The sequence below is a fragment of the Streptomyces sp. Inha503 genome (assembly GCF_047215865.1).
Lineage (GTDB): Bacteria > Actinomycetota > Actinomycetes > Streptomycetales > Streptomycetaceae > Streptomyces > Streptomyces lycopersici.
This window is the reverse complement of sequence record NZ_CP178360.1, coordinates 10,366,462-10,381,402: the sequence shown is the minus strand read 5'-3', so window position 1 is coordinate 10,381,402 and position 14,941 is coordinate 10,366,462. Positions and strand designations below refer to the sequence as shown.

Below are 14,941 nucleotides of genomic sequence, written 5' to 3'. Positions count from 1 at the left end.
TGGGGCGGGAGTCGACTCAACCACCCCTAACCGCATCCACCCCTAACCCCGGTAGGGGTGGTCACATCTTCTTGAGCGGTTCCCACCAACCGCGGTGTGCCATGTACCACTTGGCGGTTTCCGCAAGGCCGGTCTCGAACGACATCTCCGGTCGGTAGCCGAGTTCCCTGGAGATTTTCGCGATGTCCACCGAGTAACGGCGGTCGTGGCCCTTGCGGTCGGGCACCCGCTCGATCAGGGACCGGTCGGCGCCGAGCAGTTCGAGCAGCCGTTCCGTGAGTTCCACATTGGTCAGCTCGGTGCCGCCTCCGATGTTGTAGACCTCTCCCGGGCGGCCGTTCTCGGCGACCAGGGCGATACCGCGGCAGTGGTCGTCCACATGCAGCCAGTCCCGGACATTCCCGCCGTCGCCGTAAAGCGGCACCGGTTTGCCGTCCATGAGGTTGGTGACGAAGAGCGGAATGACCTTCTCGGGGTGCTGGTACGGGCCGTAGTTGTTGGAGCAGCGGGTCACGCAGACGGGCAGCCCATGGGTGCGGTGGAAGGCCCGTGCCAGCAGGTCGGAGGACGCCTTGGAGGCGGAATACGGCGAGTTGGGTTCGAGGGGTTCCTCCTCGCTCCAGGAGCCCCTTTCGATGGAGCCGTAGACCTCGTCCGTGGAGATGTGGACGAACTTTCCGACCTCCGCGTTCGCGGCCGCGTTGAGGAGGGTGTGGGTGCCCAGGACATTGGTGCGCACGAATTCCTCGGCGCCGGATATCGAGCGGTCGACATGCGATTCCGCGGCGAAGTGGACCACCAGATCGGTGTTCCGCAGCAGCTCGCCGACGAGCTCGCCGTCGCAGATGTCACCGCGTACGAAGCGCAGCCGGGGGCTGTCGGCGACCTCGGCCAGGTTGGCCTCGTTGCCCGCGTAGGTGAGCTTGTCGACCACCACGACCTGGGCGTCCGCCCAGGCCGCGTACGCCCCTGTCAAGGTCTGCCGGACGAAGTGGGAGCCGATGAAGCCCGCGCCGCCGGTCACAACTATGCGCACTGGAGACAACCCTTCAGCGGTTATTGGCCGCGATATCCATCAGATATTGTCCGTAGTCCGTCTTGCTGAGCTCCGCACCGAGCTCATAGCAGGCGGCGGCGTCGATGAACCCCATCCGGAAGGCTATCTCCTCGAGACAGGCGATCCGCACGCCCTGGCGCTGCTCCAGAAGCTGCACATACTGGCCCGCCTGAAGCAGCGAGTCATGGGTTCCGGTGTCCAGCCAGGCGAATCCGCGGCCGAGCCCCACCAGTCTGGCCTTTCCGCGTTCCAGATAGACGCGGTTGACGTCGGTGATCTCCAGTTCGCCGCGTGCGGAGGGCCGTACGTTCTTGGCGATGTCCACGACGTCGTTGTCGTAGAGATACAGACCGGTGATGGCCAGATTGGATTTGGGGGCGGTCGGCTTCTCGTCGAGGGAGATCAAACGTCCCTGTTCGTCCATTTCCCCGACGCCGTAGCGCTCGGGGTCCTTGACTCCGTAGCCGAAGAGCACACAGCCGTCGACATGGCTTGCCTCATGGTGCAGCATCTTCGAAAACCCGGGCCCGTGGAAGATATTGTCGCCGAGGACCAGCGCCACCTGGTCGTCGCCGATGAACTCGGCTCCGATGATGAATGCCTCGGCGATTCCATTGGCCTCGGGCTGCTCGGCGTACTCGATCGAAAGACCCAGTCGGCCGCCGTCGCCGAGAAGCGCGCGGAACAGCTCCACATGGAGCGGGGTCGAGATGATCTGGATTTCCCTGACGCCGCCGAGCATGAGCACCGACAGCGGGTAATAGATCATCGGCTTGTTGTAGACGGGAAGGATCTGCTTCGACACCGCATGTGTCAAAGGATGCAGTCGGGTACCGCTTCCTCCGGCGAGGACTATGCCCTTCATGCGGCCAGAAGCTATCAACGCGGTCAGCCCGCGCTCCAGGTCTGCCGCCGCGATAGGGGGGTAATCAGGGGTGGGCATGGAACAGGGGTGGCCGCATGCGGCCACCCCTTCCGCGGGACATCGCCCCCGTCATCGCTCAGGCGATCCCCATCATCGCTCAGGCGATTTCGTCCACCTGGGCCCGGAGCGCGGTCGGCAGCTGCTGCCGACTCCTGATATTCAGTTTGCGGTACACCCGCGTCAAATGCTGTTCCACCGTGCTGATGGTGATGAACAGGCTGGCGGCTATTTCCCGGTTCGTATAACCGTCCACCGCCAGGGCGGCCACCCGGGCCTCGGATTCGCTGAGCTTGGTGCCCAGGGACGGCGGCACCGCCGGTTTCGGGCCGAGCGGTCCGGACACCGGCCGCACCACCGACCGTGGATCGCGGGCCTCCAGACCGGAGTCGAGACGGATCCGGGCGCACAGCTCCTCGGCACCGCACTCCTTGGCCATCCGCCAGGCCCGGCCCATGATGGCGTCGGCCCGCCCCAGCTCCCCGGATCCGCGCAGCGTACGTCCCAGATCGTCCAGCGCCCGGGCCAGCTCCAGGCGGTCGCCGGAGCATTGCAGCTCCTCGACGGCCTGGCCGAGCAGCCGGGACCGGTTCTCGATGTCTCCCGCCGCGGCCAGTAACCGCAGGGAGACGCCGCGGACCCGGGAGTCCCCGGCGCCGTTCCTGGCCAGCTGCTCGGAGACCAGGTTGGCGGCCTTCTCCCGGTCGCCGAGCTCCAGCCATGCCTCGGCGGCGTCCGACCGCCAGGGCAGCAGTGCCGGCTGGTCGAGCTCCCACAGCTGGGCGAGCCGGCCGGCCATCAGGAATTCGCCGAGCGCCGCGTTGATGCGGTTGGTGGCGAGGTAGTAGCGGCCCCGGGCGCGGGTGTAGCCCAGTCCGTAGATGCTCTTGAACAGCGCCTCGGGGACCGGGCGGCTCAGATGCCGCGCCGCCGCGTCGTGCTTGCCCATCTCCGTGTACGCCAGGATCTGGCTGGCCAGGGGGCCGCCGATGAAGACGCTTCCGTCGCGGCCGGGCACGATCTCCAGGGCGGTGGTCGCATAGGCCGCCGACTCCACGAGATTGCCCTGCCGCAGGGCGATTTCGGCGCGGATCGAGGCGAAGATGGCCCGCCAGCCCGGCGCCCGGCGCCGCTCGGCCTCCTCCATCAGCGCGTCGCACCACGGCGCCGCCTTGTCCGGGCGGCCCGCGTACACCAGCGCGTTCACCGAGTTGACGATGGGTTCGAAGGTGGCGTCGGTGAGCGGCGAGACCTCCAGCACCTTCTCCGCCGCCGCCACCGGCGACTCCTCACTCCCCCCGCGCCCGAAGAAGCCGCTGAACGCCGCGGTGATCGTCGACAGCGAGGAGGGCCTGCGGGACCTGAGCTGCGTACGGGAGGCGCCGTCCTCGCCCTGGCGCGCCGCGGCTCCGGGGGCCCGGTCCTGCGCGCCGGACTCCTGGGCCCAGCGGGCGGTCAGCCGGAACTGGGACATCGAGGTGGGTCCCGCCTTGCTCATGACGGCGTTGAGCCGGCCGATGGCGGCGCGGGCCTCCTCGATCCGGCCGTGGGCGAGCAACAGCTCGATCAGCCGCCCGATATGGGAGGCGGGCAGCCGGTCGGAGCACAGTGCGGCCAGCGGCTCCTCCAGCATCCGCTCGGACGCCGAGGGGTTGAGCCGCCACATGATCCCGGCGGTGCCGATCCTGATCCCGGCCCGCAGTTCCTCGTCCGCGCAGGCCGCGTACGCCAGTTCCAGGCAGGCCACCGCCAGCTTGGCGTCGTCCTCGGCGAGCGCCTGCTGCGCGGCGTCCCGCAGTAGCGGCACCGCCCAGGGCTCGTCGGCCGCCTGGGCGGCGAGCAGATGGCGAGCCACGGCGAGGGTCGCCCCACCGCCCTGGTGCAGCAGGACGGCAGCGCGCCGGTTCATGTCCAGCCGGACCTCGGGGTCCATGTCCTCCAGCACCGCGGCCTCGACATACGGGTGGCGGAAGGCGAGACCGTCGACGAGGCCCGCCGCGTCCAGCGCGGCGACTCCGCGCCGGGTTCCGGCGGGGCCGATGCGCAGCAGCCGGCCGAGGAGTTCGAGGGAGGCGGACGCCCCGAGCACCGCGATGCCCTCGGCCAGCCGGGAGACGGTGCGCCCGCTGCGGTAGACACAGGTGAGCACGGCCTGCACAAACATGTCGCCCACCACGGGCTCCACTGCGCGGCTGCGCCGTGGGGGCGCCCCCGCGGTGCGGTAATCGTCCATCACCGCGCGTAGCAACAACGGATTACCGCCGCTTACCTCATACCAGGTGTAGGCGACATCGGTGGAATCCGGAAGTCCCAGACGGGTGGTGAGCAGATGCGCCGTCTCGTCCCAGGGCAGCCGCTCCAGCCGCAGCCGCTGGAAATTGGGCTGGCGCAGCAGTTCGGTATTGAAGACGGCGTCTTGTCGTTCGCTGTCCGTCGCCTGCGCGAACACCATGAGGAGTTTGGCGGAGCGCGAACGGGTCGCCAGGTACAGCAGGTACTGAAGTGACGCCGCGTCGACGAGCTGGAGTTCGTCGACGCAGATCACCACCGGTTCACGGGAGGCGAGTTCATGGAGTGCGGCGCGGAACTCGCGGGCTCCCTGGACATGGGCGGGGTTCCCGCCAACGGGGTCGCCACCTGGGGTTTCCCGGGGCGGTGCGGCGTCGAGGGCGCCATGGCCGAGTGCCCGGCGCAGCTGGTCGGCGGTCGCCCTGGGCAGCCGGGGCGAGTCCAGGAGCTGGCGCAGGGTGCCGAGCGGAGCCCGGTCGGCCGAGGTCCCGTACGCCTTGAGGACGAGGGCTCCGGCCTTCGCCGCATGGGCCGTGACGGCTTCGAGCGTATGGGTCTTGCCACAACCGACCGCGCCCTCGACGAGTACGATGCCCGCCTCCCCGGACAGACATCTGGAAAACGCTCGCCGAAGTCTCTCGAATTGCGCGTCGAATTGTCTGGCTCTGGCCGATGAAAACACCATTGCTCGCACCCCCGAATGCGACGCGAAGCACTGCTCACGGCAGTCCGAACGCCTCCCAGCAAGCTATACGCCCACCGGTCACGCCACCATCGCCGCACGTAAAATCATCGTTAACGAACTACCAATTCTGAGCGGACTGCCCGACGATCGACAAAGGCGATGCGAGCGGGACGCCCCTACGTGGGGCAGCACGTTGAAGCCGAAGTACACCGACACCCTGACAACCTGCGCCACCCCCGTTCACGTGGGCATTTGTTCGGAGGGGCCAGCATACACGAGACCCCCTAGCCATACCCGGGGTAATCCATAACATCCTTGCCCGCGGCACCAAGTGGTCATCGATAGGGACGCGCCGGGATCCGTTTCGAACATTTATTTGCCCGTTTTGATCGCTAATGCGATTCTTATGTCTGTTGCCCTCGGTAACCGCAAGCGATTCGCCAGGAATTCTCCTGCCATAAAGCGGACAGCGAGATTCCACACCTATTCCCGCGACGATGAATTCCGAGGCCATCCACCTGCCGTTGGACTATTCCAACGGCATCTGCATCCGCGCACCCACTGTCATCGCTCGTGGCGGTGCAGCCCCCTTCCGCCCTTGCGGCCCAGGTGACCCGCCTCGACCAGCCGCCGGAGATGACGGGCCGGGGTCAGGGCCGGATCCCGGAAGGTGCCGTGCAGAGTGCGCTGGATCGCGAGGGACACATCCAGGCCGATCACGTCCAGCAGCCGCAGCGGGCCCATCGGATAGCCCTGCCCGGCCGCCATCACCGTGTCGATGTCATCGGCGGTGGCCCAGCCCTCCTCGAGCATCGTCACCGCGCTGTTCAGATAGGGGAAGAGCAGGGCGTTGACGATGAAGCCCGCCCGGTCCGGACAGTCCACCGCGCGCTTGCCGAGCGCCGCGGCCACCGCGTGCGCCGTACCGAGCGCCTCCTTGGAGGTCAGCACGGTGTGCACCACCTCGACCAGCCGCATCACCGGGGCGGGGTTGAAGAAGTGCATCCCGATGACGTCCTCGGGCCGCCGCGTCGCCATCGCGCACTCGATCACGGGCAGGCTGGAGGTGGAGGTGGCGAGCACCGCGCCCGGTGCGCACACCCGGTCCAGATCGGCGAAGACGGCCCGCTTGACGTCGATGTCCTCCGCCACCGCCTCGACCACCAGATCGCAGGCGCCGAGCGCCTGGCGTTCACCGCCCGCGGTCAGCCGGTCCATCGCCTCGGTGAGCAGTTCGGGCGCCAGCTTGCCGCGGCGCACCCCGCGCTCCAGCGAGCGCTCCACGGCGGCCGTGGCCTCCTTCGCGCGCATCTCGCCGCGGGCCACCAGCACCGTCGGATAGCCGGAGCGCGCGCACACCTCCGCGATCCCGACGGCCATCGTGCCCGAGCCCACCACCCCGATCCGCCGCACCGCGCGGGCCGGTACGGGCTCGCCCAGACCGTCCGTCTCCCCGCCCCGGGCCGCGCCGCCCGCCCCGTACTCGTAGAAGCCGCGTCCCGCCTTCACCCCGAGCAGACCGGCGGTCACCATATGGGCCAGGGTGGGCGCGGGCGCGTACCGCGGATCGCCGGTGCGCTCGTACAGCGCTTCCAGGGAGTCCCGCGCGGTGTCCAGGCCCATGGCGTCCAGCTGGGCCAGCGGCCCCATCGGCAGCCCGCAGCCCAGGGTCATGGCGGTGTCGATGCTGTCGCGCGAGGCGTAGCGCCGCTCGTACATGGCCACCGCGTTGTTGAGGTACGCCATGGTGAGCGCGCCCCCGACGAAACCCGGCCGGTCGGCCACCCGCACCGGGATCCGGCCCAGGTCGCGGACCAGCTCCCGGACGTCGGCCAGGACCTCGTCCGCGGTGAGCGGGGTGCCCACCACCTCCACCGCCCGCTGCTCGCGGTCGGGGCCCAGCGGGAAGAGGTGCAGCCCCACCGTGCGGTCGGTCCGCCCGGAGCCGACGGCGATCTCGGTCACCGGCAGCCCGGTGGTCGTGGTGGCGAACACCGTCTCCGGCGGACAGTCGGCGTGGGCGCGGAGGAGCAGCTCGCGCTTGGTCTCCAGCCGTTCGGGGACCGCCTCGACCACCAGATCGGCCCGGGCCGCGGCCGCCGGGTCGGTGGTGAACTCGACGGCGGATTCCGGCGCGGCCACCCCCGCCCGGCCGCGCCGCAGGGCCGGTTCGTCCCGCTCCACGGCGATCACCCGCCGACCGCCGCGGACCAGGGCGTCCACGAGGTGGCGGCCGGTGGTGCCGAGCCCGAACACCGCGACGCTGGGGAAGCGCTGTGCCATGCCGATGAGTCCTTTCGCTGGCTGGGACCTTGGGTTGGTCACGGACCGCGGTGGCCGTCCCGCCATATGACCGGGTTGGTCACGGACCGGTGGACATCGGCGCGGATCCCGGCGTCCGGGAGGGCGGCGTGGCGGTGCTCGAGAAGAAGCATTGGGGGGGTTCCCTCCGGGTCCATACCGGGCTTCGACGCTACGGACCGGGCACGGCACGGATAACCCCTAACCCATCACCCCCCTAGGCCCCCTACCGAATGAACCCGGTCCGCCGTATGACGCGGCGCATGACGGGCACCCGTCGGAGGTGGTACCGGATACATGCAGGCCGAAGGCGCACCAGCCCAGGGAGCGGTCCCCATGGAGTGGTTCACCTCATCCGACTACTGGCTGAGCCGGCTGGTCTTCCAACGGGGGCTGGCCGCCGTCTATCTGATCGCCTTTCTGGTGGCGGCCAGGCAGGGGCGGGCGCTGCTCGGCGCGCGGGGGCTGACGCCGGTGCCGCGCTTCCTGGACCGGGTGCCGTTCCGCCGCTCGCCCAGCCTGTTCCATCTGCACTACTCCGACCGGTTCTTCGTCTGCTGCGCCTGGCTGGGGGCCGCGCTGTCGGCCGCGCTGCTGGTGGGGGCGGCGGACCGGGCGCCGCTTGCGGTCGCGATGGTGGCGTGGCTGGTGCTGTGGCTGCTCTATCTGTCGATCGTCAACGTGGGGCAGGTGTGGTACGGCTTCGGCTGGGAGTCCCTGCTGCTGGAGTCGGGGTTCCTCGCCGTGTTCCTGGGCAATGAGCACACCGCGCCGCCCGTGCTCATCCTGTGGCTGACGCGCTGGCTGCTGTTCCGGGTGGAGTTCGGCGCCGGGCTGATCAAGATCCGTGGAGACCGCTGCTGGCGGGACCTGACCTGTCTGTACTACCACCATGAGACCCAGCCGATGCCCGGGCCGCTGAGCTGGTACTTCCACCATCTGCCGAAGCCGCTGCACCGGGTGGAGGTGGCGGCCAACCATGTGGCGCAGCTGATCGTGCCCGTGGTGCTGTTCACCCCGCAGCCGGTCGCGAGCGTGGCCGCGGGGATCGTCGTGGTCACCCAGCTGTGGCTGGTGGCCTCGGGGAACTTCTCCTGGCTCAACTGGCTGACGATCCTGCTGGCGCTCCCGGCGGTCGACGGCCGCCGCGCCGCCGGGGTGCTGGGGCTGCCCGGACCGCCGGACCTCGCCGCTCCCCCGGTCTGGTACGAGGCGGTGGTGCTGGCCGCCACCGCTCTGGTGCTGGTGCTCAGCTACTGGCCGGCCCGCAATCTGCTGTCGGGCCGTCAGCTGATGAACTTCTCGTTCAATCCGGTGCACCTGGTCAACACCTACGGGGCGTTCGGCAGCGTCAACCGCAGCCGGCAGGAGGTGGTGATCCAGGGCACCGACGACGCGGTCCTCACCCCGGACACGATCTGGCAGGACTACGAGTTCCGGGGCAAGCCGGGCGATGTGCGCCGGTTGCCGCGCCAGTACGCCCCGTACCATCTGCGGCTTGACTGGATGATGTGGTTCGCGGGGCTCTCACCGGGCTACGCCGGGTCCTGGTTCACCCCGCTGATCGGCAAGCTGCTGGTCAACGACCGGGCGACGGTGAAGCTGCTGCGGACGAACCCGTTCCCGGGGACCCCGCCCACCCATCTGCGGGCGCGGCTGTATCTCTACCGCTTCACCACCCGGGCGGAGCGGCGGGCCACCGGGGCCTGGTGGCACCGCACCCTGCTGAGCGAGTTCCTGCCGCCGGTCAGGCTGGAGGACCACGGCTCGCCACGGAGGTGAGGGAGCCGGGCCGGGCTCATGTGGATGCTGCTGGACCGCGTGTCGGCGGTGCTGATCGACGCGCGGGTGCCGTGCGCCCACCGGCCACACCGGACATCACGGGCGTTTCCCACCCAGATCTTTCCGTCCGTTAACCCGCCGCTCACCCGATGTACGCCGCCCGCTTTCCGGCCCAGGTCAGGCTATGGAACTGGAAGCGGATGCCTCGCTTCCGCTCGTGTTCCATCCAGTGAGGTACTCATGGCCGACATTCTCACGACCGTCCTGGTCAAGCTGGCCCAGCTCGCGCTGGAGGCGTTGGCCGCCCAGCTCGCGAAGACGCTTCTGACCGCCGCCCTCAGGCCGACCGCCGCCCCGGCCGCGGCCTGACACGGCCGCGCCGCCAGCCGTTCCCGGATCCCCACCGCCCGCTCCCGGACCCCGCTCAGCGGCCGTACGACGCGGCCCTGTGCACCGGGCCGTGGGCGGTCGGACAGTGCTCCCCGTCCGGGCGCCCCCGCTCGGCGGGCTCGTCCAGATGGTCCACCTGGAGCGTGGTGTGGGTGATCCCGTACTCGCCGCTCAACACCGCCTCCAGGTCCTCCCGGACGGCGTGGCAGTCGCCGCCCGCCGCCACCAGGACATGGGCGGAGAGCGAGACCTCGCCCGAGGTGATCTGCCAGACATGCAAATCGTGGACCTCGGCCACCTGCCCATGGGCGACCAGCCGGCCGCCCACCTCATCGGGCTCGACACCGGCGGGGGCGGCCTCCAGCAGCACCCGGCCGGAGGCCCGCAGCAGTTCCACGCCCGCCTTGATCATGAGGAGCACCACCAGCAGACCGGCGATCGCGTCGGCCCGGGCGAAGCCCGTCGTCACCACCACCAGTCCCGCGATGGCGGTGGCGATGAAGGCGTAGAGATCGTTGAGCACATGCTGGAAGGCGCCCTCGACATTGAGCGAGGAGCGGTTCGCCTTCGACATGCACCACGCGGCCGCGAGATTCACCACCACACCGGCCAGTGCGGTGGTCAGCACCAGACCACCGGTCACCTCGGGCGGATCGATCAGCCGTCCCACGCCCTCATAGCCGAGATAGGCGCCGAGCAGCAGCAGGGAAAGCCCATTGGCCTGGGCGGAAAGGATTTCCGACCGCTTGAGCCCGTAGGTGTATCCGCCACGTGCGGGGCGCGCGGAGAGCCGGATCGCGATGAGCGCGAGAACGATCGAGGCGGCGTCGGTGAGCATATGGGCCGCGTCGGACAGCAGCGCCACGGAGCGGGCGACGATCCCGACGATGACCTCCACCGCCATGAAGCCGCTGATCAGCGCGAGGGCGAGGGTCAGCCACCGACGGTCGGCGTTCTCCGCCACCCCGTGGGTGTGGCCGCCGTGGCCAGGCCCGCCGTGCCCCTCGTCGGGTCCGTGCGCATGAGCTCCCACCGGCTCCTCCTCGGATCGTCTTCGGGACAACGCAATTGAAACAGGCCCGAGGGGAATTCACCAAAGGCTGCAATGGACACGGTTATCAATAAACTCTTGCCCCGGCGACGAATGAGCTTTATGAATGCGGCAATGCTTTTCATTTCGCGTTGAGCGTGCGAAAAGGGGAACGGACCGGTCGCCCGGGACGGGTATCGGTGACGCCGCCGGGCCGGGCCACCAGGCAGTCGCTGACATGTGCGACACCACGCCGATGCGGGTGAGACCGGCGCGCGGAAGGTGACCCGGCGGGGCGCGGCGCGTTGTCCGAATATGACGACGACGATGCGACGCCGTTCTCTCTCGCAGCCGAGCAGAGCGCTGGACCGGAGCACCGAAGGCGACGGAACGGTTCATCAGACCGTTCACACATCCACATCCGTACCGATCTACGCGGCGCTGGTCGAGCGCTGGGCCTCCGCGGGGCGCGCGGTGCCCGGGCGCTACGACCGCGAGTGGACCGAACTGGTCAACTGTCCCCCCTGGCCGGACCGGATCCGGGCGGCGACCCGCCCGGCGGCACGCCCGTCCGCCGACTGAGCCACCGCCGGACGCACGGGGAAGCCGCCGACGCGCCTGCCAAGCCGCCGACGCGCCTGCTGAGCCGCGGACGCGCCTACTCGTCGTCCCCGCCCTCCAGGCCGCCCTCCGTCTCCAGGTACAGCTCCCGCACCCGCTCCAGCACCTCCGGGTCGGGCTCGTCCCACAGCCCGCGGCTCTCGGCCTCCAGCAGCCGCTCGGCCATGCCGTGCAGCGCCCAGGGGTTGGCCTCCTCCAGGAAGGCGCGGTTCTCCGGGTCGAGCAGATAGGTCTGGGCGAGCTTGTCGTACATCCAGTCGGCGACCACGCCGGTGGTCGCGTCGTAGCCGAAGAGGTAGTCGACCGTCGCGGCGAGCTCGAAGGCGCCCTTGTAGCCGTGGCGGCGCATCGCCTCGATCCAGCGCGGGTTGACCACCCGGGCCCGGAAGACCCGTGAGGTCTCCTCGTGGAGGGTGCGGGTGCGAACCGTCTCGGGACGGGTGGAGTCGCCGATGTACGCGGCGGGCGCGGTGCCCTTCAGCGCGCGCACGGTGGCCACCATGCCGCCGTGGTACTGGAAGTAGTCGTCGGAGTCGGCGATGTCGTGTTCGCGGGTGTCGGTGTTCTTGGCCGCGACCGCGATCCGGCGGTAGGCGCTCTCCATCTCCGCCCGCGCCGGGCGGCCCTCAAGCCCGCGGCCGTAGGCGTAGCCGCCCCAGACCGTGTAGACCTCGGCGAGGTCGGCGTCGGTGCGCCAGTCGCGGCTGTCGATGAGCTGGAGCAGTCCGGCGCCGTAGGTGCCGGGGCGGGAGCCGAAGATCCGGGTGGTGGCGCGGCGCTCGTCACCGTGTGCGGCGAGGTCGGCGCGGGTGTGCGCCCGTACGTAGTTGTCGTCGTCGCTCTCGTCGAGGGAGGCGGCGAGCCGTACGGCGTCGTCCAGCAGCCCGACGACGTGGGGGAAGGCGTCCCGGAAGAACCCGCTGATGCGCAGGGTGACATCGACCCGCGGACGGCCCAGCTGGTCGAGGGGTACGGGTTCGAGTCCCGTCACCCGCCGCGAGGCGTCGTCCCACACCGGGCGGATGCCCAGCAGCGCAAGCGCCTCGGCCACATCGTCGCCCGAGGTGCGCATGGCGCTCGTCCCCCACAGCGAGAGGCCGACGGACTTCGGCCACTGACCGTCGTTGTCGGCGCGGTAGCGCTCCAGGAGCGAGTCGGCGAGGGCCTGGCCGGTCTCCCAGGCCAGCCTGCTGGGCACGGCCTTGGGGTCGACGGAGTAGAAGTTGCGGCCGGTCGGCAGGACGTTGACCAGTCCGCGCAGCGGCGAGCCGGACGGCCCGGCCGGGACGAAGCCGCCGTTCAGCGCGTGCACGGCGTGGTCGATCTCGTCCGTCGTGGCGGCCAGCCGGGGTACGACCTCGCGGGCGGCGAAGTCGAGGACCGCGGAGACGGCGGGGCGCTGCTCATCGGGCAGGGTGAGGACGGCCTTCTCGACGGCCTCCGGGGCCCATGCGGCGTCCTCCATCGCCTGGACCAGCGCTCGGGCCCGCTCCTCGGCCTCGTCGGCACCGGTGCGGGTGGCGGCCGACTCGTCCAGGCCGAGCGCCTCGCGCAGACCGGGCAGCGCGGACGTGCCGCCCCAGATCTGGCGGGCACGGAGGATGGCCAGCACCAGGTTGACGCGCTCGGGGCCGGTCGGCGCGCCGCCCAGGACATGCAGTCCGTCGCGGATCTGGGCGTCCTTGACCTCGCACAGCCAGCCGTCGACGTGCAGCAGGAAGTCGTCGAAGCCGTCGTCGTCCGGCCGCTCCTCCAAGCCCAGGTCGTGGTCGAGCCGGGCGGCCTGGATGAGGGTCCAGATCTGGGCGCGGATGGCGGGAAGCTTGGCCGGGTCCATCGCGGAGATGGCCGCGTACTCGTCCAGCAGCTGCTCCAGCCGCGCGATGTCGCCGTAGGAGTCGGCGCGGGCCATCGGCGGCACGAGGTGGTCGACCAGGGTGGCGTGGACTCGGCGCTTGGCCTGGGTGCCCTCGCCCGGGTCGTTGACCAGGAAGGGGTAGATCAGCGGCAGATCGCCGAGCGCGGCGTCGGGGCCGCAGGCGGCGGACAGCCCGGCGTTCTTGCCCGGCAGCCACTCCAGGTTGCCATGTTTGCCCAGGTGGACCATGGCGTCGGCGCCGAAGCCGCCGTCCGTCCGCGCGGTGGCCATCCAGCGGTAGGCGGCCAGGTAGTGGTGCGAGGGCGGCAGATCGGGGTCGTGGTAGATGGCGATGGGGTTCTCGCCGAAACCGCGCGGCGGCTGGATGACGACCAGGAGGTTGCCGCGGCGCAGCGCGGCCAGCACGATCTCGCCCTCGGGGTCGCGGCTGGTGTCCACGAACATCTCGCCGGGCGGCGGGCCCCAGTGCTCCTCGACCGCGTCCCGGAGCTCCCGAGGGAGCGTGGCGTACCAGCGGCGGTAGTCGGCGGCGGGGATGCGGACCGGGTTCTTGGCCAGCTGCTCCTCGGTGAGCCAGTCCTGGTCATGGCCGCCCGCCTCGATGAGGGCGTAGATCAGCTCGTCGCCGTCGCCGGAGACCAGGCCCGGGAGCGCGTCCGGTCCGTCCTCGGGGCCGAGGTCGTAGCCTTCGGCGCGCAGTCGGCGCAGCAGGGCGACGGCGCTCGCGGGGGTGTCGAGTCCGACGGCGTTGCCGATCCGGGAGTGCTTGGTGGGGTAGGCGGAGAGGACGAGCGCGAGGCGCTTGTCGGCGGCGGGGATATGGCGGAGCCGGGCGTGTCGTACCGCGATTCCGGCGACACGCGCGGCGCGTTCGGCGTCGGCGGCATAGACCGGCAGACCGTCCTCGTCCACCTCCTTGAACGAGAACGGCACGGTGATGAGCCGCCCGTCGAACTCGGGGACGGCGACCTGGGTCGCGGCGTCCAGCGGCGAAAGACCCTCGTCGTTCTCCTCCCACGCGGCGCGCGGCGAGGTCAGGCACAGCGCCTGGAGTACGGGCACGTCGAGCGCGGTGAGCGCGCCCGCGTCCCACGCCTCGTCGTCGCCGCCCGCGGACGCCTCGGCGGGGCGGGTGCCACCGGCCGCGAGAACGGTGGTGACGATGGCGTCGGCCGCGCCGAGGGCCTCGATCAGCTCGGGTTCGGGGGCGCGCAGCGAGGCGACGAACAGCGGCAGCGGGCGGCCCCCGGCGTCCTCCACGGCGCGGCACAGGGCCTCCACGAAGGCGGTGTTCCCGCTCATGTGGTGGGCGCGGTAGTAGAGCACCGCGATGGTCGGGGCGGCGGCGTCGCCCGGGGCCGCCGCGTGGCCGGTGCGCTCCAGCGGACCCCAGGTGGGCGCGGGCGCGGGCGGTTCGAAGCCATGGCCGGTGAGCAGCACGGTGTCGGAGAGGAACCGGGCCAGCTGATCGAGGTTGGCGGGGCCGCCGTGGGCGAGGTAGGCGTGGGCCTCGGCGGCGATGCCGACCGGGACCGTGGACGCCTCCATGAGCTGGGCGTCCGGGGCCTGTTCACCGCTGAGGACCACGACCGGGAGGTCGCCCGCGAGCAGCGTGTCGAGCCCCTCCTGCCAGGCGCGGATGCCGCCGAGGAGCCGTACGACGACGAGTTCGACGCCGTCGAGCAGGCCGGGGAGGTCATCGAGGGCGAGGCGGGCCGGGTTGGCGAGACGGTACGGCACCGGGCCCGTGGCGGCACGGGCGCTGAGCAGGTCGGTGTCGGACGTCGACAGCAGCAGAATCATGCGGCGCATGCCTTCCTCGGGGTCCGCGCCCCGGGCGGGTTGAAGACGGCGGCAGTTCCTGGCTCGCGCGTCCGCTGCCGTTCGGCAGCCGCCGCGCTCACAGTGGCGGGACCGCGCCGGATTTCCACCGGCTTCCTACCGTGAGTGCCGTCTTGTGCGTGTCGCGGGTCGGGACCGACCCG

General features: G+C 70.5%; 9 protein-coding genes and 1 riboswitch. Of the genes, 3 read left to right on the top strand and 6 right to left on the bottom strand.

From position 1 onward, the window contains the following. Positions 1 to 61 precede the first annotated feature (61 nt). The 4 genes from rfbB to ACJX2R_RS43620 all read right to left on the bottom strand — a co-directional run bounded on the left by rfbB (position 62) and on the right by ACJX2R_RS43620 (position 7,236). Entirely contained in the window at positions 62 to 1,036 is a 975-nt protein-coding gene (gene rfbB, locus ACJX2R_RS43635; protein WP_413104587.1) for a dTDP-glucose 4,6-dehydratase, read from the bottom strand. A 13-nt stretch (positions 1,037 to 1,049) separates the two neighbouring features. Beyond that, on the bottom strand, positions 1,050 to 1,922 hold the full coding sequence (rfbA, locus tag ACJX2R_RS43630; protein WP_262705683.1) for a glucose-1-phosphate thymidylyltransferase RfbA: 873 nt from the start codon (positions 1,920 to 1,922) through the stop codon (positions 1,050 to 1,052). 157 nt (positions 1,923 to 2,079) lie between these two features. Further along, a complete protein-coding gene (locus tag ACJX2R_RS43625) occupies positions 2,080 to 4,953 on the bottom strand; it encodes an AAA family ATPase (protein ID WP_413104586.1) in 2,874 nt (957 codons plus the stop codon). 564 nt (positions 4,954 to 5,517) lie between these two features. Further along, complete coding sequence (locus ACJX2R_RS43620) at positions 5,518 to 7,236, bottom strand: 3-hydroxyacyl-CoA dehydrogenase family protein (RefSeq protein WP_413104585.1); 1,719 nt, start codon at positions 7,234 to 7,236, stop codon at positions 5,518 to 5,520. A 354-nt stretch (positions 7,237 to 7,590) separates the two neighbouring features. Here ACJX2R_RS43620 and ACJX2R_RS43615 point away from each other — a divergent pair, with 354 nt between their 5' ends. Then, a complete protein-coding gene (locus tag ACJX2R_RS43615; RefSeq protein WP_413104584.1) occupies positions 7,591 to 9,036 on the top strand; it encodes a lipase maturation factor family protein in 1,446 nt (481 codons plus the stop codon). A 240-nt stretch (positions 9,037 to 9,276) separates the two neighbouring features. Further along, positions 9,277 to 9,405, top strand: coding sequence for a hypothetical protein (locus tag ACJX2R_RS43610; RefSeq protein ID WP_413104583.1), 129 nt, complete (start codon positions 9,277 to 9,279; stop codon positions 9,403 to 9,405). 55 nt (positions 9,406 to 9,460) lie between these two features. On the opposite strand, the gene ACJX2R_RS43605 is transcribed toward ACJX2R_RS43610, so the two are convergent. Then, positions 9,461 to 10,459 (bottom strand): cation diffusion facilitator family transporter, encoded by a 999-nt coding sequence (locus ACJX2R_RS43605; protein ID WP_413104582.1) that lies wholly within the window; start codon positions 10,457 to 10,459, stop codon positions 9,461 to 9,463. Positions 10,460 to 10,783: 324 nt separating this feature from the next. Here ACJX2R_RS43605 and ACJX2R_RS43600 point away from each other — a divergent pair, with 324 nt between their 5' ends. After that, positions 10,784 to 11,038 (top strand): hypothetical protein, encoded by a 255-nt coding sequence (locus tag ACJX2R_RS43600; RefSeq protein WP_201848074.1) that lies wholly within the window; start codon positions 10,784 to 10,786, stop codon positions 11,036 to 11,038. Between the two features lie 76 nt (positions 11,039 to 11,114). On the opposite strand, the gene cobN is transcribed toward ACJX2R_RS43600, so the two are convergent. After that, complete coding sequence (gene cobN, locus ACJX2R_RS43595; RefSeq protein WP_413106103.1) at positions 11,115 to 14,759, bottom strand: cobaltochelatase subunit CobN; 3,645 nt, start codon at positions 14,757 to 14,759, stop codon at positions 11,115 to 11,117. A 53-nt stretch (positions 14,760 to 14,812) separates the two neighbouring features. Further along, positions 14,813 to 14,896, bottom strand: a riboswitch (cobalamin riboswitch). Positions 14,897 to 14,941 lie beyond the last annotated feature (45 nt).